Annotated in this window: 19 protein-coding genes, 1 riboswitch and 1 other annotated feature; of the genes, 16 read left to right on the forward strand and 3 right to left on the reverse strand. The window is 31.4% G+C overall.

Features of this window, described 5'->3' with window-relative positions; all coding sequences use genetic code 11:
• Positions 1 to 398 (forward strand): class II aldolase/adducin family protein (locus tag SOR60_RS05670; RefSeq protein ID WP_320595451.1); only part of this gene is annotated, 398 nt, incomplete at its 5' end.
• 97 nt (positions 399 to 495) lie between these two features.
• Here SOR60_RS05670 and SOR60_RS05675 read toward each other — a convergent pair.
• Positions 496 to 1,494, reverse strand: coding sequence for a DUF979 domain-containing protein (locus tag SOR60_RS05675; RefSeq protein WP_320595452.1), 999 nt, complete (start codon positions 1,492 to 1,494; stop codon positions 496 to 498).
• A complete protein-coding gene (locus SOR60_RS05680) occupies positions 1,487 to 2,158 on the reverse strand; it encodes a DUF969 domain-containing protein (protein ID WP_154540457.1) in 672 nt (223 codons plus the stop codon). The genes SOR60_RS05675 and SOR60_RS05680 overlap by 8 nt, the downstream gene beginning before the upstream one ends.
• A 115-nt stretch (positions 2,159 to 2,273) precedes the next feature.
• On the opposite strand from SOR60_RS05680, the gene SOR60_RS05685 reads away from it, so the two are divergent.
• From SOR60_RS05685 to thiE, 15 genes are all read left to right on the forward strand, one after another.
• Positions 2,274 to 3,443, forward strand: a complete 1,170-nt coding sequence (locus tag SOR60_RS05685) for an iron-containing alcohol dehydrogenase (RefSeq protein WP_320595453.1) — start codon at positions 2,274 to 2,276, stop codon at positions 3,441 to 3,443.
• A gap of 92 nt (positions 3,444 to 3,535) precedes the next feature.
• Positions 3,536 to 3,754, forward strand: a binding site (T-box leader).
• A 186-nt stretch (positions 3,755 to 3,940) separates the two neighbouring features.
• The gene (locus SOR60_RS05690) at positions 3,941 to 5,047 is read left to right on the forward strand and encodes a 5-methyltetrahydropteroyltriglutamate--homocysteine S-methyltransferase (RefSeq protein WP_320595454.1); all 1,107 of its coding nucleotides are present in this window, start codon (positions 3,941 to 3,943) and stop codon (positions 5,045 to 5,047) included.
• A 207-nt stretch (positions 5,048 to 5,254) separates the two neighbouring features.
• On the forward strand, positions 5,255 to 6,079 hold the full coding sequence (proB, locus tag SOR60_RS05695; RefSeq protein WP_154540463.1) for a glutamate 5-kinase: 825 nt from the start codon (positions 5,255 to 5,257) through the stop codon (positions 6,077 to 6,079).
• Positions 6,018 to 7,280 carry a glutamate-5-semialdehyde dehydrogenase gene (locus SOR60_RS05700; protein WP_320595455.1) on the forward strand — a complete coding sequence of 421 codons (1,263 nt, stop codon included), beginning with the start codon at positions 6,018 to 6,020 and terminating at the stop codon, positions 7,278 to 7,280. The genes proB and SOR60_RS05700 overlap by 62 nt, the downstream gene beginning before the upstream one ends.
• A 406-nt stretch (positions 7,281 to 7,686) precedes the next feature.
• Positions 7,687 to 8,454: a pyrroline-5-carboxylate reductase gene (gene proC, locus SOR60_RS05705; RefSeq protein ID WP_154540467.1), complete on the forward strand. Its 768-nt coding sequence runs from the start codon at positions 7,687 to 7,689 to the stop codon at positions 8,452 to 8,454.
• 121 nt (positions 8,455 to 8,575) lie between these two features.
• Positions 8,576 to 10,507 carry an aconitate hydratase gene (locus tag SOR60_RS05710; protein WP_320595456.1) on the forward strand — a complete coding sequence of 644 codons (1,932 nt, stop codon included), beginning with the start codon at positions 8,576 to 8,578 and terminating at the stop codon, positions 10,505 to 10,507.
• A 2-nt stretch (positions 10,508 to 10,509) separates the two neighbouring features.
• Positions 10,510 to 11,508: an isocitrate/isopropylmalate dehydrogenase family protein gene (locus SOR60_RS05715; protein ID WP_154540471.1), complete on the forward strand. Its 999-nt coding sequence runs from the start codon at positions 10,510 to 10,512 to the stop codon at positions 11,506 to 11,508.
• A gap of 1 nt (position 11,509) precedes the next feature.
• Positions 11,510 to 12,856, forward strand: coding sequence for a citrate synthase (locus tag SOR60_RS05720; RefSeq protein ID WP_320595457.1), 1,347 nt, complete (start codon positions 11,510 to 11,512; stop codon positions 12,854 to 12,856).
• Positions 12,857 to 13,139: 283 nt separating this feature from the next.
• A riboswitch (TPP riboswitch) is annotated at positions 13,140 to 13,240 on the forward strand.
• A 155-nt stretch (positions 13,241 to 13,395) separates the two neighbouring features.
• Complete coding sequence (thiS, locus tag SOR60_RS05725; RefSeq protein ID WP_154540475.1) at positions 13,396 to 13,593, forward strand: sulfur carrier protein ThiS; 198 nt, start codon at positions 13,396 to 13,398, stop codon at positions 13,591 to 13,593.
• A complete protein-coding gene (gene thiF / locus SOR60_RS05730; protein WP_320595458.1) occupies positions 13,590 to 14,207 on the forward strand; it encodes a sulfur carrier protein ThiS adenylyltransferase ThiF in 618 nt (205 codons plus the stop codon). The genes thiS and thiF overlap by 4 nt, the downstream gene beginning before the upstream one ends.
• Positions 14,200 to 14,964, forward strand: a complete 765-nt coding sequence (locus SOR60_RS05735; protein WP_320595459.1) for a thiazole synthase — start codon at positions 14,200 to 14,202, stop codon at positions 14,962 to 14,964. Before thiF ends, SOR60_RS05735 begins: the two co-directional genes overlap by 8 nt.
• 1 nt (position 14,965) lies before the next feature.
• A complete protein-coding gene (gene thiH / locus SOR60_RS05740) occupies positions 14,966 to 16,120 on the forward strand; it encodes a 2-iminoacetate synthase ThiH (RefSeq protein WP_320595460.1) in 1,155 nt (384 codons plus the stop codon).
• Positions 16,121 to 16,149: 29 nt separating this feature from the next.
• Positions 16,150 to 16,695, forward strand: a complete 546-nt coding sequence (thiW, locus tag SOR60_RS05745) for an energy coupling factor transporter S component ThiW (RefSeq protein ID WP_320595461.1) — start codon at positions 16,150 to 16,152, stop codon at positions 16,693 to 16,695.
• Entirely contained in the window at positions 16,664 to 17,485 is an 822-nt protein-coding gene (gene thiM / locus SOR60_RS05750) for a hydroxyethylthiazole kinase (RefSeq protein WP_320595462.1), read from the forward strand. Before thiW ends, thiM begins: the two co-directional genes overlap by 32 nt.
• Complete coding sequence (gene thiE / locus SOR60_RS05755; RefSeq protein ID WP_320595463.1) at positions 17,482 to 18,093, forward strand: thiamine phosphate synthase; 612 nt, start codon at positions 17,482 to 17,484, stop codon at positions 18,091 to 18,093. The genes thiM and thiE overlap by 4 nt, the downstream gene beginning before the upstream one ends.
• An 83-nt stretch (positions 18,094 to 18,176) precedes the next feature.
• Here thiE and SOR60_RS05760 read toward each other — a convergent pair whose 3' ends face one another.
• The gene (locus tag SOR60_RS05760; RefSeq protein WP_320595464.1) at positions 18,177 to 19,514 is read right to left on the reverse strand and encodes an MATE family efflux transporter; all 1,338 of its coding nucleotides are present in this window, start codon (positions 19,512 to 19,514) and stop codon (positions 18,177 to 18,179) included.
• Positions 19,515 to 19,517: the final 3 nt, after the last annotated feature.

Here is a 19,517-nt window from a genome sequence, read left to right on the forward strand (position 1 = left end):
CATATAAAAAAGAGCAAAAGCCATCATCAGAGTGGATGATGCATCTTGAAATATACAAAAAATATCCAAATTATGAAGCCATAGTCCATACTCATTCTACTGTAGCTACTTCATTTGCAGTTTCTAGGGTTAATATTCCCTTGATATTAATTGAAATGAAACCTTTTTTAGGTGGAGATATAAAAGTTGCTCCATTTAAGCCTGCTGGAAGTAAGGAGCTTGCTAAAGCTATTATTCCATTTCTAAAAGATAGAAACTCATGTCTTTTGGCAAACCATGGGGTTGTTTCATGTGGAAAAGATTTAGAGAGTGCCTTTTTATCAGCAGAATATGTTGAAGATGCCGCAAAAATTTATTTCAATTCAAAACTTATTGGAAATCCAAACATTATAGAATAACAATAAAGAGGAATTGCAAGTTATGACATATACCACTTTACCGTCTTATCTAGTAAAGTGGACATATGAGTTATTTGCAAATCCTCTTTTATTTTACCTAAAACGCTAAGACAAGCATTAGGATAATGTGAACTACTATAAGTGCTAGGGCTACTGGTGTTTGAATTTTCATTATTGATTTTTCATTTTCACACTCAAGTATTGCTGCTGGTACTATATTAAAGTTTGCTGCCATTGGGGTCATCAAGGTTCCACAAAAACCACAAGTCATTCCTAAAGATGCTACTATGGCTGGATCTCCGCCATTTCCTATTACAAATGGAACTGCAACACCTATTGTCATTACCGTAAAGGCTGCAAAGGCATTTCCCATAATCATAGTAAATAAAACCATTCCTATACAGTATGCTATTACACCAAATACTTTTGATTCAGCTGGCACTATTGCACTCATACCAGCTCCTATTATATCACCTACACCTGCTGTTGCAAAGATTCCACCCAATGCTCCTAAAAGTTGTGGAAGTAGGGATGATGAGCCTATTTGCATAAGCATTTTTGCTGTATCTTCACGAGTTTCTTTAAATTTTGCATGAGTAATTGCAATTGCAAGAATTATTGCTATAACTGAAGTTATTCCTAAAACTTGGGCGGCTGAAAAACCGAAGAATATTTCAGATCCATCCTTCGCTGAATCTACTACAATTTTAAAGCTTTTAAATTGAGCCATAATCATTGCTATAATTCCCATAGCCAAAGCTGGGATAAAGATTTTATTTCCAGCTATTTTAGCATATTTAATCTTTTGTTCCTGACTTTGTTCTTTAAAATTACCCATTTTAACATTGTTACTTACAGTTATGATAGCAATAACCATAAGGATTGCTCCTATAAATGCACCACCATATTGAAACTTATCGATTATAAATTTACCACATGAGAATAAAAATCCTAAAAGAGTCCAGAATAAAAATGTCCCTATAGGAGCATTCTTATTAGAAAGTCCTTTAATACCTGCAAGCAAACATATTAGACCACAAATTATATAAATAAATTCATCGATAATTATTGTGTTTTGATAGATAAAATTAAACATTCTTATCCTCCTTTCTTATCTTTCTTTCAAATAAATAACATTGGATAAGAGATATGACTATCATAGCAACACCTGCGAATATTGATGCATTAGCTATGCTTGCTGCTGTTACATTATAACCTGCTTCAGCAAGTACACCTTGCATCAATAAAACACCACTTGAAACAGGGAAAATATTTTGACCAAAAAAGTTTCCATAATTTTCACTAGCACCTGCAAGTGCCTTTAATTGCTCAATTTCTTCATCTGTTAGTTTGCGATTTTTCTCTGCTGCACCTTGAGCCATTGGTAAGATTATTGGCCTTATAAATTGAATATGACCACCTAATCTAAGTGAAAGAGCCGCAGCTACAGTTCTTATAACTATATAAAGACCAATAACAGCTCCAGCTGATGCTGATTTAATTTTTTGGATAGCTTCAGCAGCTCTTTCCTTTAAGCCATATCTTTCCATAATTGCTATAAGTGGTAAACCTAACAAAAATAAAGACATGTACCTATTGTTTACAAATCCATTACCAATTAAATCAAGTACTTTTATAAGGCTCATTCCTGAGACAAGACCTGTAACAAGGCTTGAGAATAAAACGACTGCTACTACATCAAGTTTTAGGGCAAACCCTATAACTATAATAAGTATTCCTACTAATACGAAATAATTCATAATACCTCCTTTTTTTAAAATTATATATTAAAAAAGATTTTTTTAAAAGACTTTCATAATTTTACTAAATGATATTTTACAATTTTGGGTAAAAATAAACTAGAAGGGGGTTTTTATGTTAAATTTTACTTACGATATACCAACAAAAGTACACTTTGGAGATGATGCTCTAGATTATATAGGGGAAGAGGCGAGGAAGTTTACAGATAAGATTCTTTTAACCTACGGTGGCGGTTCTATTAAGGAGAATGGAATCTATGAGAAGGTTTTATTAGAACTTGAAGCAAGTGGAGTAAAAGTTTATGAATTATCTGGAATAAAACCAAATCCGAGAATAGACTCTGTTAGAGAGGGAATAAGAATAATAAAAGAAAAAGAGATAGGTGCAATTATTGCAGTAGGTGGAGGTTCAACTATAGATGCTTCTAAATTTATGGCTGCAGGAGCCATGGTTGACTTTGATCCATGGAAATTTATATCAGAAAATAAGCCAATGAGTCCAGCTCTACCGCTACTTACAGTCTTAACAATGGCAGCTACAGGAAGTGAGATGGACTGCGGAGGAGTCATTACAAATCTTGAAACTAATGAAAAATTATCATCAGGTCATAAAGATACAAGACCTAAGGTGTCATTCCTAGATCCTACACTTACCTATACTGTAAATAAATACCAGACAGCCTGTGGGGCGGTAGATATTCTTTCTCACATTTTTGAAAATTATTTTAATGTTGATGAATCTATGTACATGCTCGATAGGATAATGGAATCTCTTATGAAAACCGTAATAAAATATGGTCCAATAGCCTTAAAGGAGCCTGAAAATTATGAGGCAAGAGCAAATCTTATGTGGGCATCAAGTTGGGCTATAAATGGCTTTGTATCAGCATCAAGTAAGTCATCTTGGACTGTTCATCCAATGGAGCATGAGCTTTCAGCCTTTTATGATATAACTCACGGTCTTGGACTTGCTATACTTACACCAAGGTGGATGGAGTATGTCCTAAATGAAAAAACAGCCCATAAGTTTTATGATTTAGGAGTTAATGTTTTTGATATAGATAAAAACCTAGATAAGCTAGAAGTAGGAAAGATTGTAATCAAGAAGTTAAATAAATTTTTCTTTAAAGACCTAGAACTTGATTCAAATTTGAAAGATATAGGCATAGATGAAAGTAAGTTTGATCAAATGTCTAAAAAAGCCTGTGGTAAAAAAGGAAAGATAGAGGGATTTGTTGAACTTAGTCCAGCTGATGTAAAAGAGATTTACTCAATGTGCTTATAAAACTGGAAATTTTCATATTTATTAAAAAAATTAAAATTATTTGACATATAATAAATTTGAGGTTAAAATATGTTCTAAGTTAAAGTATTTATTAAAACCAAAAAACGAGAAAAGTAATTTAGCCAAGACTTAACAGAGAGTCCCATAAGCTGAGAAGGGATAAGATGAAGCAAAAATGAAAATGGCCTCCGATGGGCTTGTTCGATATTTAGAGCAAGACGGGATCTCCCGTTATAGAGATAGGATATGAAAGTATCTAAAGTGGCATAATATGCAAAAAAGGTGGTAACGCGGAAAAATTCGTCCTTATTGTTTCGTAAGAAATGATAAGGACTTTTTTAATGGAAACTTCCAAAGAGAAAGTCTAAGAGACATTTAAGTATCCTTACACCGTGATTGTTAATTATTTTATGAGGTTTTACTTTATGAATTTCCAAAGATATCATAACATTACTATTTAACTTAGGCCTAAAATATAATAATTTTAAGGAGACAATATGACAATCAAAGCACCATACAAATTCGACATAGTAGGATCATTTCTAAGGCCAGAAAGACTTAAAAAGGCTAGAAAAGATTACGACAGTGGATTTATTACAGATATTGAATTAAGAAAAATTGAAGATGAAGAAATTGAAAAATTAGTAAAAAAAGAAAAAGAAGCAGGTCTTAAATTTATAACAGATGGTGAATTTAGGAGAAGTTGGTGGCATTATGATTTTTTCTGGGGACTTAATGGAGTAGAAAAATACCAATTAGATGAAAAAGATAGAATAAAATTTCATGGTGAAACCCTTAGGCCTGATTCAGTAAGGATAGTTGGAAAAATAACAGCTAAGGGCCATCCGTTCTTAGAACATTTCAAATTCTTGCAACAATTTGAAGAAGAAGAGGTCAAAGCAAAACAAACAATTCCTGCACCAGCCCAATTTTTAAGAACAGTTTATACTCAAATAAAAGAGGGGGCTATCTATGAAAATGAAGAAGATTTTATAAAAGATGTTTCTAATGCTTATGGAGAATTTTTCCAACAAATCTATGATTTAGGTTGTAGAACAGTTCAAATAGATGATTGTACTTGGGGAGCATTAGTAGACGATGATGCTATAAAAGAATATGAAAAAGCTGGCAAAGATGTTGAAAAGTTAAAGGAAATTTACCTAAAAATAAATAACGAATCAATAGACAAGGCTCCAATAGGATTAAACGTACTTACCCATATTTGTAGAGGAAATTATAAATCAACTTTTCATTTTAAGGGTGGTTATGACAAGATTGCAGACTATTTACTAGCTGGTGAACATGTAAATGGATTTTTCCTAGAATATGATGATAAAAGATCAGGTTCCTTTGAAGCTTTAAAAAAAGTTCCAGAAGGAAAAAGTGTTGTTTTAGGTCTTGTAACAAGTAAACTTGCTAATCTTGAAAAAAAGGAAGATATAATAGATAGAATAAAAGAAGCGAGTAAATATCTTGATAAGTCTCAAATAGCAATCTCACCTCAATGTGGTTTCTCATCTACAGAAGAAGGAAATAAATTAAAAGAAGAAGATCAATGGAAAAAAATTGCTTTACTAAGAGAAATAGCTGAAGAATTTCTATAAAATAAGGGAGCTGTTGCAATTTTGAATTTTTAACCTTGTATCATTATAAGTTACTTATATACAACTTGAGAATAGTCTACCACTTAAGGAAACCAAATTGTAGTAAAGGAGCTGGTAATGGTTTTAGAACGATTAATTCATTCTGCAACAGTTCCTTTTTAATTGCCTAAAGTGGAATTATCCTATACAATATAAAAAGGTGAAATTATGAGAGAATTTAGTAGAGAAATCAAAAAAATAGTTATAAAAGTAGGTTCGTCTTCAGTTACCCATCAAAATGGTGGGGTTAATATAGAAAGAATTGAAGAATTGGCCAAAGAAATTGTAAATTTAGAAAATAAGGGAATAAGAGTAATTCTTGTATCAAGTGGTGCAATTGCAACAGGCGCTCATAGACTTGATATAGAAAGACCGAGAGGAGATGTTTCAGCAAAACAGGCTACTGCGGCAGTAGGTCAAGTTACCCTAATGAATACTTTTCTTAAGGCCTTTGCAGAGTATGGATTTTCTATAGGTCAAATTCTTCTTACAAGAATGGTTGAAACTAATAAGATTATGCATGAAAATGCCGAAAATACCATAAATAGACTTATAGATATGGGAGTTATACCAATAGTAAATGAAAATGACACTATATCAACATTTGAAATAAATTTTGGGGACAATGATACCCTCTCGGCAGTAGTTGCAAAGCTAGTTGATGCCGACCTTCTTTTATTATTATCAGACATTGATGGACTTTATACAAATGATCCAAGAATAGATGAAGACGCAAAGCTTATAAGTGAGGTAAGTATCATAGATGAAAAACTTAGATCCATGGGAAAGGATGCCTATTCTAAAGTTGGTACAGGAGGGATGGCAACAAAGATAAATGCGGCAGCTCTTTGTATGGAAAGAGGAATTGATACAATAATAGCAAATTCAATAGATTTAAAGAACATTAGAAGAATAATTAGAGGTGAGGATATTGGAACAATCTTTAAGGGAAAAACTAATAAAAATGGGGAAGCTTTCAAAAATATCAAATAGAAAGCTTAAAAAACTTAAAACAATAGATAAAAATAAAATACTAGAAAATATAAAAACTTCTCTTGAAAAAAATAGGGGAAAAATCATAAAAGCAAATGATATAGACTATAAAAATGGAGAAGATAATAATATGGCAGATGGTCTATTGGATAGACTAAAACTTGACAATGATAGGATTGATTCTATGATTTTATCAATTGATCAAATGATAGCTTTAAAAGATCCAGTAGGAAAAATGGAAGATGTAAGACGACTTGAAAATGGCTTACTTATAGGAAAGAAAAAAGTACCTATTGGAGTTTTGGCAATGATTTATGAAGCACGTCCGAATGTAACACTCGATGCATCAATCCTTGCAATTAAATCATCAAATTCTATTATACTAAGATGTGGGAAAGAAGCCATAAACTCATCACTCGCTATAGCAGCTGCTATTAGAGAAGGAATTGATAAGGCAGGATTTGATAAAAATATAGTCCAAATAATAGATGATATAACAAGACAGTCATCAACCGAGCTTATGAGATTAAGTGGATATATAGACCTACTTATACCAAGAGGTTCCTTATCTCTTATAAATGCAGTAGTAGAAAATGCAAGTGTACCAACCCTTGAAACAGGAGTAGGAAACTGTCACCTATATGTGGATAAGTATGCAGATATTGAAAAAGCACTTAAAATTTTTGAAAATGGTAAGACTCAAAGAATAGGAGTATGTAATGCTTTAGAATCCTTGCTTATTCATAAGGAAGTTAAAGATGAATTTTATGATGGCTTAAATGAAATCATAGAAAAATATAATATAAAAGTTCATGCTTGTGATAGAACTTTAGGGAAAATAAAAAATGCCATACCAGCAAATGACGAGGACTATGGTAAAGAATACTTAGACTATGAATTTTCAGTAAAGATGGTAGATGACATAGATGAGGCTATAGACCATATTTATAAATACTCATCAGGTCACTCAGATGCAATAATTACAGAAAAAATAAATGAAGCTAATAAATTTACAGAAGAAGTAGATTCAGCCTGTGTATATGTAAATGCATCAACAAGATTTACAGATGGTTCTGAATTTGGATTTGGAGCAGAAATAGGTATATCAACTCAAAGACTCCATGCAAGAGGACCTGTTGGACTTAATGAACTTACGACTTATAAGTATGTTATTTTGGGTGATGGACAAATAAGGGGATAGTTAAATTTCCTTAAATTTTAAATATTATATATAGAATATTGTAAGTAATTATATATTAAAATAATTCTTTGTATCTTGGGAGACAGCCCAAGGGGATTTGCTCAATTAAGATAAGCATTATAAATATTAATTTTTAATATTTTTTGCATTACAAGTAATAATAATTTAACTTTACTTCTTTGTCTTAGGGGGGAGGGAAAAAGGGGAGAATCGAAACTCTCCTGTTCCCTTCGCGCTAAGTATACGTAGAATTATCTTAATAAGAAAATTTATTAAAATATCGAAACTACTAATTAAAGATATTTATTTAATAGATACAAAGCAGCATACTTTTGAAAATAGACAAATTAAAATATAGAAATAAGTAAATTTAGAAAAATATAATTTTCTATAAGGAGGAGGAAATATGAAAATTGGTATTATTGGTATTGGTAATATGGGATCTGCTATTGCCAAAGGACTTTTAGATGACAATGAATTGTTTTTATCTAATAGGGGATCTAATCTTGATTTCTTTAAAGATAAAGATTGCACTATTAGTGATAATGAAAGTGTTGTTAAAAACAGTGATTATATAGTTTTAGCAGTAAAGCCAAAATATTATCCATCTGTAATAGCTGAAATTAAAGATTTTTTAAAAGATAAGATTTTTATCTCTATTGCTGCAGGGTTCACTATAAAAAAACTTCAAGATTTACTTGGAGATAATAAAAAAATAGTTATGACTATGCCAAATACTCCAGCATCAATTGGAGAGGGCATGTCAATTCTTCTTCCAAATAAAAATGTAAGTGATGATGAAATTCAAAATGTTTTATCTATATTTTCATCTTTCGGAAAAGCAATAATAATTGATGAAGATCAATTTGATGTGGCAGCTGTTATAAATGGTTGTCTTCCTGCCTTTGTTGATTTATTTATGGAAGGCTTATCTGATGGGGCTGTATTGTGTGGACTTAAAAGAGATATATCCTATGAACTTATAGCTCAAACTATAGTAGGTGCTGCTAAGCTTATGGATAAGACTAAAGAACATCCAGGTCTATTAAAAGATAAGGTGACAAGTCCTGCGGGAACAACTATAGAAGGAGTTAAAGCTCTTGAATTGAATAATTTTAGGGCTGCCCTTATTAAGGCTGTTGAAGCTTCTTTTAACAAGTCAAAATCTATGTAATTTAGCTATAGAAATCTTTCAAGATAAGTCTTGGGAGATTTTTTACTAGGAAAAATAATTTTCAAAATTCAACATATCAGTGTATAATATTAATACATCATTGGATTAAAGGAGTAAGGTTATGAAAAAATCACTTGCACTTAAAATTTTAGAAAATCATCTCCTAAAGGGAGAGATTAAAACAGGTAATGAAGTTTGTATCAAAATCGACCAAACTTTAACTCAAGATTCTACTGGAACTATGGCTTATTTACAACTTGAAGCTATGGATATAGAAGATGTCAAGACTGAAAAGTCAATAGCATACATAGACCATAATATTTTACAAGCAGGTTTTGAAAATGCAGATGATCATGAATTTATAAAGTCTGCTGCAAATAAATATGGAATAACTTTTTCAAAGGCAGGTTGTGGAATTTGTCACCAAGTTCAACTTGAACAATTTGGAAAACCAGGTAAAACTCTTCTTGGCTCTGATTCTCATACTCCAACAGGGGGAGCTTTAGCTCAAATTGCTATAGGAGCAGGTGGACTTGACGTTGCTGTTGCTATGGCTAGGGGATTTTATTTTATAAAAGTACCAAAGATTTATAGGATTAATCTTAAAAATGAACTAAAAGATTCAGTCAATGCTAAGGATCTTATTTTATATATACTGGGAAAACTTTCTGTAAAAGGTGGTACAGGATTTATTATGGAATATACAGGAGAAGGAGTGAAGTCTCTTTCTGTAACAGACAGGGCAACAATTTGTAATATGGGAGCTGAACTTGGTGCTACAACTTCTATTTTTCCATCAGATGAAAACACCTTAAAATATCTAAAGAGTCAAAATAGGGAAAAAGATTATGTAATGCTTTCTGCAGATGATGATGCAATCTATGATGAAAGCATGGAAATTGACTTAAGGGATATAAAACCAGCAGTTGCTAAGCCTCATTTTCCAGATCAATATGAAATTGTAGAGAATCTTCCAAAAATAAAGCTTGACCAAGTAGCCATAGGTTCTTGTACTAACTCATCATATAAGGATATGATGAAAGTTGCATCAATACTTGATGGCAAGAAAGTACACCCTGATATTTCTTTAGTAATATCTCCAGGTTCTGCAACAATTTTAGAAAAATTATCTGAAAATGGAGCCTTGTCAAAGATGATAAAGGCAGGAGCAAGGATTCTCGAATCGGGATGTGGTCCTTGCATAGGAATGGGTCAAGCTCCAAAGTCCAAAGGAGTAAGCCTTAGGTCTTTTAATAGGAATTTCAAGGGTCGTTCTGGAACTATGGATGCTGAAATCTATCTTGCAAGTCCAGAAACTTGTGCTGTAAGTGCAATAAAGGGATATATAGCTGATCCAAGTAATTTCTCTTATGAGAAGAATTTTGATGAAAATATAATCTTTAACCATACCAAGGCTTATTTTATTGAAAGAGAAGAGGATTTATCAAAAAGATATAAGAAAACTGTAAAGGGACCAAATATCAAACCATTTCCAAAGGCAAAACCTATAAGTAATATAGATAAAAAGATAATATATAAGGCAGGTGATGGAATCACTACTGACGATATCTGCCCATCAAATGCAAAACTTCTGCCATTTAGGTCAAATATTGAATATCTTTCAAATTTTGCCTTTAGCACAAAGATTAGTGATTTTAAGAAGAGAGCCATTGAAAATGATGGTGGAGTAATTGTGGCAGGAGAAAATTATGGTCAAGGCTCTTCTAGAGAACACGCAGCCTTAATTCCTTTATATTTAGGTGTCAAAGCTGTTCTTGCTAAGTCTTTTGCAAGAATTCACAGATCAAATCTAATTAATAATGCCATACTTCCTCTTGAGTTTGTAGATTTTAATGACTATGAAAAACTTGGAGAATTTGATCATATCAAGATTTCAAATGTCGAATATTCCATTGAAAGTGGGAATTTTATCATAGAAAATATAGATAAAAATATTTCTATAAATTTAAAAGGAGTATTTTCAGATAGGGAAAAAGAAATATTAAGAGAAGGCGGTTACCTAAATTACGCCAAAAATTTAGAATTGGAGTAAGTATGAAAGTCACATTAATTAAGGGAGATGGCATAGGTCCAGAAATTTGTGAATCTATGAAGCAAATCCTCAAGCGATTAGGCTCAAAAATAGAATTTGAAGAAATAAACGCTGGAGCAAGTGTTTTTGAAAAAGAAGGAAAGTTTATTCCAGATGAGCTATTTGAATCTATAAAAAGAAATAAGATTGCAATAAAGGGTCCTATAACAACACCTATAGGCCATGGTTTTAGGTCTATAAATGTTGAACTTAGAAAGAAATTTGATCTCTATCAAAATATAAGACCAATTAAATCTATATCAAGTATAAAAACCAAATATGATAATGTAGATATGATTATCTTTAGGGAAAATACTGAGGATTTATATATGGGAATAGAAGAGAAGATTTCAGATGATGAAAGCCATTCTATAAAGGTTATAACAAGAAAGAAATCTCAAAGAATTATAAAGGCAGCTTTTGAATATGCAAGGAAATTTAATAGAAAGAAAATAACTATAGTTACCAAGGCCAATATAATGAAACTAACTGATGGCCTATTCTTAGAAGTTGGAAGGGAAGTATCAAAAGACTATCCGGAAATCGAATTTGAAGAACTTTTGGTAGATAATACTGCCATGCAAATGGTTATAAATCCAAATAAGTTTGATATTATAGTTACAGAAAATTTATATGGAGATATACTTTCGGATCTAGGTGCAGGTCTTGTTGGAGGACTTGGTTTAATTCCTGGAGTAAATAAGGGTAAAGATATTGCAATTTATGAATCAGTTCATGGTGCAGCTCTTGATATTGCTGGTGAAGATTTGGCAAATCCAACAGCTATGCTTTTGACATCTTGTCTTATGCTTGATGATATAGAAGAGAAGGAAAAGGCTAAGAAATTAAGAGAAACTATAGAAGACGTTTTGAAAGATAAGAAGAATCATACCAAAGACTTGGGTGGAAGTTCAAGCCTTTCTGATTTTACCAAGGCAATTATTGATAAAATAGGAGAATAGTATGATAAGTGCTAGCGATAAATTAAAATTCTATGCAAAAAATATAAAAGAAGAAAATACCATAAAGAAAGACCTTTATGATAAGTATGATATAAAAAGAGGTCTTAGAAATAAAAATGGTACAGGTGTTTTGGTTGGAGTAACCAAGGTTGGAGACGTATGTGGTTATAGGATGGAAGATGGAGAAAAAATACCAGAAGAAGGTGAACTTTATTATAGAGGATATGCCCTAACTGATATGGTAAAAGACTTTAACGATAATAAAAGACTAGGTTTTGAAGAGATAATCTACCTTCTTTTATTTAATCAGCTACCTAAAGCTTGTGAACTTTCAGATTTTAAGGAAGTATTGACCAATGAAAGAATCCTACCTAAGAAGTTTTTTGAAGATACTATTCTTAATATTCCTGGAAATAATATAGTAAATATTATGATGCGTTCAGTCCTTGCCCTTTATTCATATGACAAGAAAGCCGATGATACTGATACTTTAAATGTTTTGTCTCAATCCTTATCCTTAATATCAAAGATGCCAATAATAGCTGTATATTCTTATATGGTTAAGATTCATAATTTTGAGAAAAAATCTCTGATAATTCATAACCCAATTGAAGATAATACTATAGCAGAAAATATTCTATCCATGCTAAGAACTGATCAAATTTATAAAAAAGAAGAGGCAGAACTATTGGATCTACTCCTTATAATCCATGCAGAACATGGTGGCGGTAATAACTCTGCTTTTGCAACTCACGTTGTTTCATCATCAGGTACTGATACATATTCCGCTATAGCTACAGGACTTGGCTCCCTTAAAGGACCAAGACATGGTGGAGCAAGTCTAAGAGTAAGTCAAATGCTTGAGAATATAAGAGAAAATGTCAAAGATTTAAAAGATGAAGATCAAATAAAAGACTATCTATCTAAGATGATTGATGGGAAAGTTTTTGATAAAAAAGGACTTATATATGGACTAGGACATGCAGTATATACTCTATCAGACCCAAGGGCAGTGCTACTTAAAGAAAAGGCTAGAGAGCTTTCTAAAATAAAGAAAAGAGAAGAAGATTTCTTATTTATAGAAAGAGTAGAAAAAATTGGTGGAAAGCTAATTATGGAAAAATTAAAAAGAGACTATCCTGCCTGCGCAAATGTGGACTTATACTCAGGTTTCTGCTATGAAATGCTAAAAATTCCAAAAGATTTATATATACCAATCTTTGCAATAGCAAGAACAGTCGGTTGGTCTGCTCACAGACTTGAGCAAATTGAAGATTCAAAAATAATAAGACCTGCTTATAAGTCTTTAAGTCAAAAAAAGAATTATCTAAGTCTTAAAGATAGGTAGTCTAAGTGAATTAAGATTAAGTTAGATGTGGAAAAAATATTCTAGTAAATTATCTTTAGCCTATCTTTTGGTAAAATTGGAAAGTCTAATATGAAAAACAATCAATTTGTATATTATAATATTTCCTTATATTGAGAATCTCTATATTTGAAGCTTCAAATATATCTTTAATAGTAATCCTTTATATACTTACTCATATATTTACCTAAATATTGCCTAGATATCAAAAAAGAGAAATAAAATTAAAATTAATTTTGCAAATAAAAATGATTTGTCTTATAATGAAAATAGCTAGGGGTGCTATTTAGCTGAGAGATGGTATACCATTAACCCTTTAAACTTGATTAGGTTAAAACCTGCGTAAGAAAGCGACTATATATTGAAGTTTAAAGACCCTAGTATTAGGGTCTTTTTATTATGATTCTAATAAAATTATTATTTGTTATTGTTTCCATATTAATTATTGGACACGAAAGGGGCATACCACCTCGGGTATGGTGCACTTTTCGTGTCTTTTTTTTAAAAAAGGATGTGAGGAAATGCTTTTGATAAATGGATTGGAAGTAGAATTTCAAAATAATTTATCACTTTATGATTTATTAAAAAAAGAAAATTTTAATCCTGACTTTGTAGCCTGTGAAGTAAACAAAGAGCTTGTAAAAAGAGAAGATTTTAAATTGTTTATAGTAAAAGATGGCTATACTATAGAAGTTTTTTCTTTTGTAGGAGGGGGATGATGGAAGATATAAGAGATAAAATTTTAAAAAGACAAGATATAAGAGATAATGAAATCTTTAAGTATGCTAAGGTATCAGTCTTAGGTTGTGGAGGGCTTGGTTCAACTGTTTCTATGATTCTTGCAAGATCTGGAGTAACTGAGTTAAACCTTTATGATTTTGACTATATAGAATATTCAAATCTTAATAGGCAAAACTATAGGCTAGATGAAGTAGGAAAGAAAAAGACCCTTACTACCAAAAAAAGAATAGAAGAAACTCTGCCATACGTTAAGGTAAACACCAAGGATATCTATATAGATAAAGATAATATAAAAGAAATAATTGATGATGCTGATTTTTTCATAGAAGCCTTTGATAATAGGGAGTCTAAAACCATGCTTTTTGACTATTTTACAAATATTAAGGATAAATATCTTTTTACAGCATCTGGCATGGCGGGACTTGGAGAAATATCTGATATAAAAATAAAGAAATTTAAAAATATTACAATGCTTGGAGATTTTAAGTCCAACGCCAAAAAGGATGGGCTTTATCTTGCCTATGTGGGAATAGTAGCATCGCTAGAAGCTTTAGAATGTTTAAAAAAAATTAGAGAGGTAAAAAATGGATGATAAATTAATATTAGGTGATAAGGAATTTAGTTCAAGATTTATACTAGGAAGTGGAAAATATTCAATCAATCTTATAGATGCTGCTGTAAAAAATGCAGAATGCGAAATGATTACAGTTGCTCTAAGACGAGCCAATACAAAAGATGTCGCTAATATCTTAAATTATATACCAAAGCATGTGACAATAATTCCAAATACATCTGGAGCAAGAAATTCAGATGAAGCCGTAAGAATAGCAAGACTTGCAAGAGAAATGGGATGTGGTAATTTTGTGAAAATTGAAATTATGAGAGATACAAAATACCTTCTTCCTGATAATGTAGAAACATTAAAAGCGACAGAAATTTTAGCGAAAGATGGATTTGTAGTCTTGCCTTACATGTATCCAGACTTAAATTTTGCAAGAGACCTAAGAGATGCTGGTGCCGCTTCAATAATGCCCCTTGCCGCACCAATTGGTTCAAATAGGGGACTTATTACAAAAGAATTTATAAAAATTATTATTGATGAAGTAGACTTACCAGTAATTGTTGATGCAGGAATTGGCGTTCCAAGCCAAGCTGCAGAAGCAATGGAGATGGGAGCCAGTGCTATAATGGCAAATACAGCTATATCATCAGCATCTGACATAAGCCTTATGGCACATGCCTTTAAACTAGGAATAGAGGCAGGAAGATTAGCCTATCTTTCAAAACCAGGAAGAGTCTTAGAAGCTGGAGCTGATCCATCATCACCACTAAGGGACTTTTTTGATTAATATGAATATAGGAAAGGTAACAGATTATTTTCCAACAATGGATATAATTGATTCAAATATAAAAGATAAATTAGAAAAAAGCTACAAAAATATAGTAAATAAAAAAGTATTACAGGCTGATGTTTTAGCTTCTTTGGAAAAAATTGATTTAGATGATGAAGATTTTTATAACCTATTGTCAGATACAGCTAGTAACTTTCTTGATAAAATGGGAAAGATTGCCCAAGATAAGAGAGTAAGGTATTTTGGAAATAATGTATTTCTATTTTCACCACTTTATATAGCAAACTACTGTGAAAATTCTTGTAGATATTGTGGTTTTAGAGAAAAATCCAATATAAAAAGAGCAAAGCTTAATAGAGATGAGATTGAAGATGAAATGAAGGCCTTAGCAGATACTGGAATAGAAGAAGTATTAATTCTAACAGGAGAAAGTGAAAGATTTTCATCAATCGACTATATAGCAAATGCTTGTAAGCTTGCAAGTAAGTATTTTAAAACAGTAGGTATAGAAATTTATCCTGCAAATATTAAAGATTATGAAAAATTAAGAGAAGCCGGAGCTGATTTTGTTACAGTTTTTCAAGAATCTTATAATAAAAAGTCATACAATTACTACCACCCTTATGGCCACAAGAGATCTTTTGTGTATAGAATAGATACACAAGAAAGAGCCCTAATGGCAGGTTTTAGAGGAGTTGGATTTGGTGTACTTTTTGGATTAAATAATCCGATAGAAGAGGCCTATAAACTTGGACTTCATGCAAAAGAAGTTCAAAGAAAATATCCCCATGCAGAAGTATCCATATCACTTCCAAGAATAAGACCTACTCATGGGGCGGATAAGCTTGATTTTTGTGAGATAGATGATAAGAAATTTTTCCAAATCATGCTTGCATTAAGGATTTTCTTGCCATTTGCATCAATTACTCTTTCTACAAGAGAAGATAAAGATTTTAGAAATTTGGCAATAAAATATGCGGCAACAAAAATATCAGCATCTGTTGATACATCTATAGGTCATAGGTCTAAAAGAAGCAAAGATGAAGGAGATGAACAATTTGAAATTGCAGATTCTAGATCTTGTGATGATGTGATTAAGGATTTAAAAAGTTTTGGTATGAGTCCAGTATTTACAGATTATATCAATCTTTAAAGACTAATATATGAAGTCAAGGAGAAGAAATGAAAAAAGATAATAGATTACTTGTAATGATAACAGTCTCTATGTTTGTAACAATTGGGGTAGTTATTTCACCAATTTTAAGATTTGAGGGATTTGCACCAACAGCACATTTTGTAAATGTAGTATGTTCGGTATTTTTAGGACCTTGGTATAGCCTTTTAAATGCTATACTTACAGCTATAATAAGAATGAGTTTTATGGGAATTCCACCCCTTGCCATTACAGGTCAAGTTTTTGGAGCAGTTCTTTCAGGTATATTTTATAGGAAATCCAAGGGAAATCTTCTTTGCCCAGTAATAGGAGAAATTCTTGGAACTGGTGTAATAGGAGCTCTAGTATCATATCCAGTTATGAAATTGTTTTATGGAACGGGAGATATAACTTGGTTTTATTACCTACCAAGCTTTATTATAGCTACAATAATAGGTGGTTCTCTTGCCTTTATTTTTTTAAAAACTTTACAAAAATCCAAGGTCTTATATAGTATTCAAAAAAAACTTGGAGTAAATGTTTATGATAAATCTAAAAAAACTTCTAACAAATAGAGAAAAAATAAAAGAGCAAGAACCACTAATTCATGCTATTACCAATCCATTAGCTATAAATATGCTAGCAAATGCTATACTTTTTCAAGGTGCTAAGGCAATATGTGCAGAACACCCTGATGAAATGAGAGATATTGTTCCAAAAGCAAAGGCACTCTCTCTAAATATTGGAAATATAACGGATGCAAGAATAAAGTCAATTGAAATTTCTTCAAGATTAGCAAACAATAAAAATATTCCTATTATAATTGATCTTGTGGGAATAGGAGTAAGTAAGCTTAGATATGACTTATCCCTTAAACTTTTAGGCCAATATAAATATTCAATTATAAAAGGAAACTCATCGGAAATTCTTGCCTTAAGTGGGAAAATTTCAAATGCAAAGGGCGTAGATGTAGGCTGTGAGGATAAGATAAGCGATGAAAATATAGAAGAAATGATTAAAATTGCATCAAAGCTTTCTATCAAATATAAAACAACTGTTCTTATTACAGGAGCTACAGATATTTTAGTAAAAGAAAAAGATTATTATCTAATAAAAAATGGATGTGAAGAACTTTCTAAAATAACAGCAACAGGATGTATGTTAACAGGACTCATATCAACATTTTTATCAGTTACTGATGAGATAAATGCTTCACTCTTGGGACTTTTGATTCTTGAAATATCGGCAGAATTATCAAAAAAAGATAAGCCTTATAGCTTTTTTGTAAACCTAATGGATAATATTGCTACAATAAAAAATGAAACAATAGAAAAAAGTGCAAAGATTAAAAAGGGGATTTTATGAAAAAATTATATCTAGTTACAAACTCAGACAAGTATACCGAAGAAGAATTTCTTAAAAGAGTAGAAGATGCCCTAAAGGGTGGGGTTGATATTTTACAACTTAGAGAAAAGGAAAAAACTGACCTTGAAATCCTAAAATTAGGCAAAAAAGTAAAGGCTCTTTCTGATAAATATAAGCTTCCTCTTTTACTTGATGATAAGCCTCATCTTGCATGGGCTTTAGGCTGTGGAGTTCATCTTGGAGCTGATGATATGCCAGTAAATCTAGCTAGAAAACTTTTAGGAGAAAATACTATAATTGGAGCTACTGCAAAAAGTGTAGAAGCTGCAAAAAGAGCTCAAAAAGATGGGGCAAATTACCTTGGAGTAGGGGCGATTTATGAAACAAAAACCCATGTTAAGACAAAAAGAACATCTATAGAAACTTTTAAAAGAATAAAGGAGAATGTAGATATAGATGTTTACGCTATAGGTGGTCTTAACTATGACAATATAGATATATTAAAAAATACAGGCTTTGATGGTATATGTGTAGTGAGGGCAATAATGGATGCAAAAAGTGTATTTGAAGAAACTAAAAAATTGAAAGAGAAAATACAAAATCTCTAAAAATAGCAAAAGATTAAAAGTTTGCTACAAGCAAGCTTTTAATTTTTTACTAAATAAAGTTTCTATAAGTTAAGTCTAATTTCTTAAAATTTTAGTGTAAAATTTCTTTTCTTTAAATAAAAATAATAAATAGATGATATGACTAAATTAGCTAGCCAACCTAAAGGAACAGAATACCAAACCATACTTATACCAATTATTGGAGCGAAAATCATTGATAAACTTACCCTTATACTTAAATTTACAATATTTGACATAGTAAATATTCTCACATCTCCAAGACCTCTCAATACACCATCAACTACTTGCTTTGAACCAACAAGTACAAAAAAGAAAGCAATAAAGCTAAGATAGGAATACCCAGTTTCATAAGCAAGCTTTGAAGATGACTTGTTCATGAAAGCTCCAATAATAGATTTATAGTATATACTCAGGTATATACATATAAAAAAACATATAAATCCAACAATAATTAAACTGCTGCGAAGCCCCTCACTTATTCTCATCTTTTTGCCTGATCCAACATTTTGAGATGTATAAGAAGAAACTGCATTACCAAGGCTTGTAAGTGGTACTATTATAAGACTTTCCACTCTAAAAGCGGAAGTAAAACCTGCAAGTATTTCTGTTCCAAAAGAATTAACAACAGATTGAACCAATACTTGACCAATAGTAATAGTTGATTGTTGGATAATAGATGGAATTGCTAGTCTTGACATGAGTCTTAATTCATGGATATCAAAAAAATTATCAACCTTAGCATCAAATTTCCCCATATATTTTAAAAATAAAATGAAAGAAAAAAAGGCTGATACTCCTTGAGCTAATAAAGTAGCATAGGCTGCTCCCTCTATTCCCATCTTTAAGTCCCTAACCATGTATACATCTAAAATAACATTAAGAATTGATGAAAAAATTAGAAAATACAAGGGAATTCTAGACTCTCCTAAGGAATTATATAAGGCAGATATTATGTTATACATAAATAAAAAAGGGAGCCCATAAAAATAGATATCCAGATATAGGACAGATAAATCTAGTATCTTATCAGGGGTATGTAGCAAAATCATAATATCCTTTGAAAAAATAAGACCAAAAACTGAAAGTGCAATGGCCACAATTAAAAAAGATATTATTGAAGTATAAGTAGCAGTTTTCATCTTTATATAATTTCTAGCACCATAATATCTTGCAATTAAGACAGATGCTCCAACACCTCCACCTATAGCAATACATATAAAAATAGTTGTCAAAGAAAAACTTGCACCAATCGATGCAAGGGCGGACTCACCAACATATTTTCCAACTATTAGAGAATCGACTAAGGTATAGACTTGTTGGAATAAGGATGCTATAATCATTGGTATTGAAAATTTTATTATAGCCTTGTAAGGCTTATCTCTTGTTAGGTAGTGATCCATAAT

Origin of the sequence: Anaerococcus porci (assembly GCF_034090325.1) — a bacterium.
GTDB lineage: Bacteria > Bacillota > Clostridia > Tissierellales > Peptoniphilaceae > Anaerococcus > Anaerococcus porci.

Bases quoted from the DNA above. Each gene is read 5' to 3' on its own strand.
- thiM (WP_320595462.1), top strand. From the start codon at position 16,664: ATGATAAATCTAAAAAAACTTCTAACAAATAGAGAAAAAATAAAAGAG.
- SOR60_RS05715 (WP_154540471.1), top strand. From the start codon at position 10,510: ATGAAAGTCACATTAATTAAGGGAGATGGCATAGGTCCAGAAATTTGT.
- SOR60_RS05675 (WP_320595452.1), bottom strand. From the start codon at position 1,494: ATGTTTAATTTTATCTATCAAAACACAATAATTATCGATGAATTTATT.
- proC (WP_154540467.1), top strand. From the start codon at position 7,687: ATGAAAATTGGTATTATTGGTATTGGTAATATGGGATCTGCTATTGCC.
- SOR60_RS05735 (WP_320595459.1), top strand. From the start codon at position 14,200: ATGGATGATAAATTAATATTAGGTGATAAGGAATTTAGTTCAAGATTT.
- SOR60_RS05690 (WP_320595454.1), top strand. From the start codon at position 3,941: ATGACAATCAAAGCACCATACAAATTCGACATAGTAGGATCATTTCTA.
- thiF (WP_320595458.1), top strand. From the start codon at position 13,590: ATGATGGAAGATATAAGAGATAAAATTTTAAAAAGACAAGATATAAGA.
- thiW (WP_320595461.1), top strand. From the start codon at position 16,150: ATGAAAAAAGATAATAGATTACTTGTAATGATAACAGTCTCTATGTTT.
- SOR60_RS05680 (WP_154540457.1), bottom strand. From the start codon at position 2,158: ATGAATTATTTCGTATTAGTAGGAATACTTATTATAGTTATAGGGTTT.
- SOR60_RS05710 (WP_320595456.1), top strand. From the start codon at position 8,576: ATGAAAAAATCACTTGCACTTAAAATTTTAGAAAATCATCTCCTAAAG.
- thiH (WP_320595460.1), top strand. From the start codon at position 14,966: ATGAATATAGGAAAGGTAACAGATTATTTTCCAACAATGGATATAATT.
- SOR60_RS05685 (WP_320595453.1), top strand. From the start codon at position 2,274: ATGTTAAATTTTACTTACGATATACCAACAAAAGTACACTTTGGAGAT.
- thiS (WP_154540475.1), top strand. From the start codon at position 13,396: ATGCTTTTGATAAATGGATTGGAAGTAGAATTTCAAAATAATTTATCA.
- thiE (WP_320595463.1), top strand. From the start codon at position 17,482: ATGAAAAAATTATATCTAGTTACAAACTCAGACAAGTATACCGAAGAA.
- SOR60_RS05720 (WP_320595457.1), top strand. From the start codon at position 11,510: ATGATAAGTGCTAGCGATAAATTAAAATTCTATGCAAAAAATATAAAA.
- SOR60_RS05760 (WP_320595464.1), bottom strand. From the start codon at position 19,514: ATGGATCACTACCTAACAAGAGATAAGCCTTACAAGGCTATAATAAAA.
- proB (WP_154540463.1), top strand. From the start codon at position 5,255: ATGAGAGAATTTAGTAGAGAAATCAAAAAAATAGTTATAAAAGTAGGT.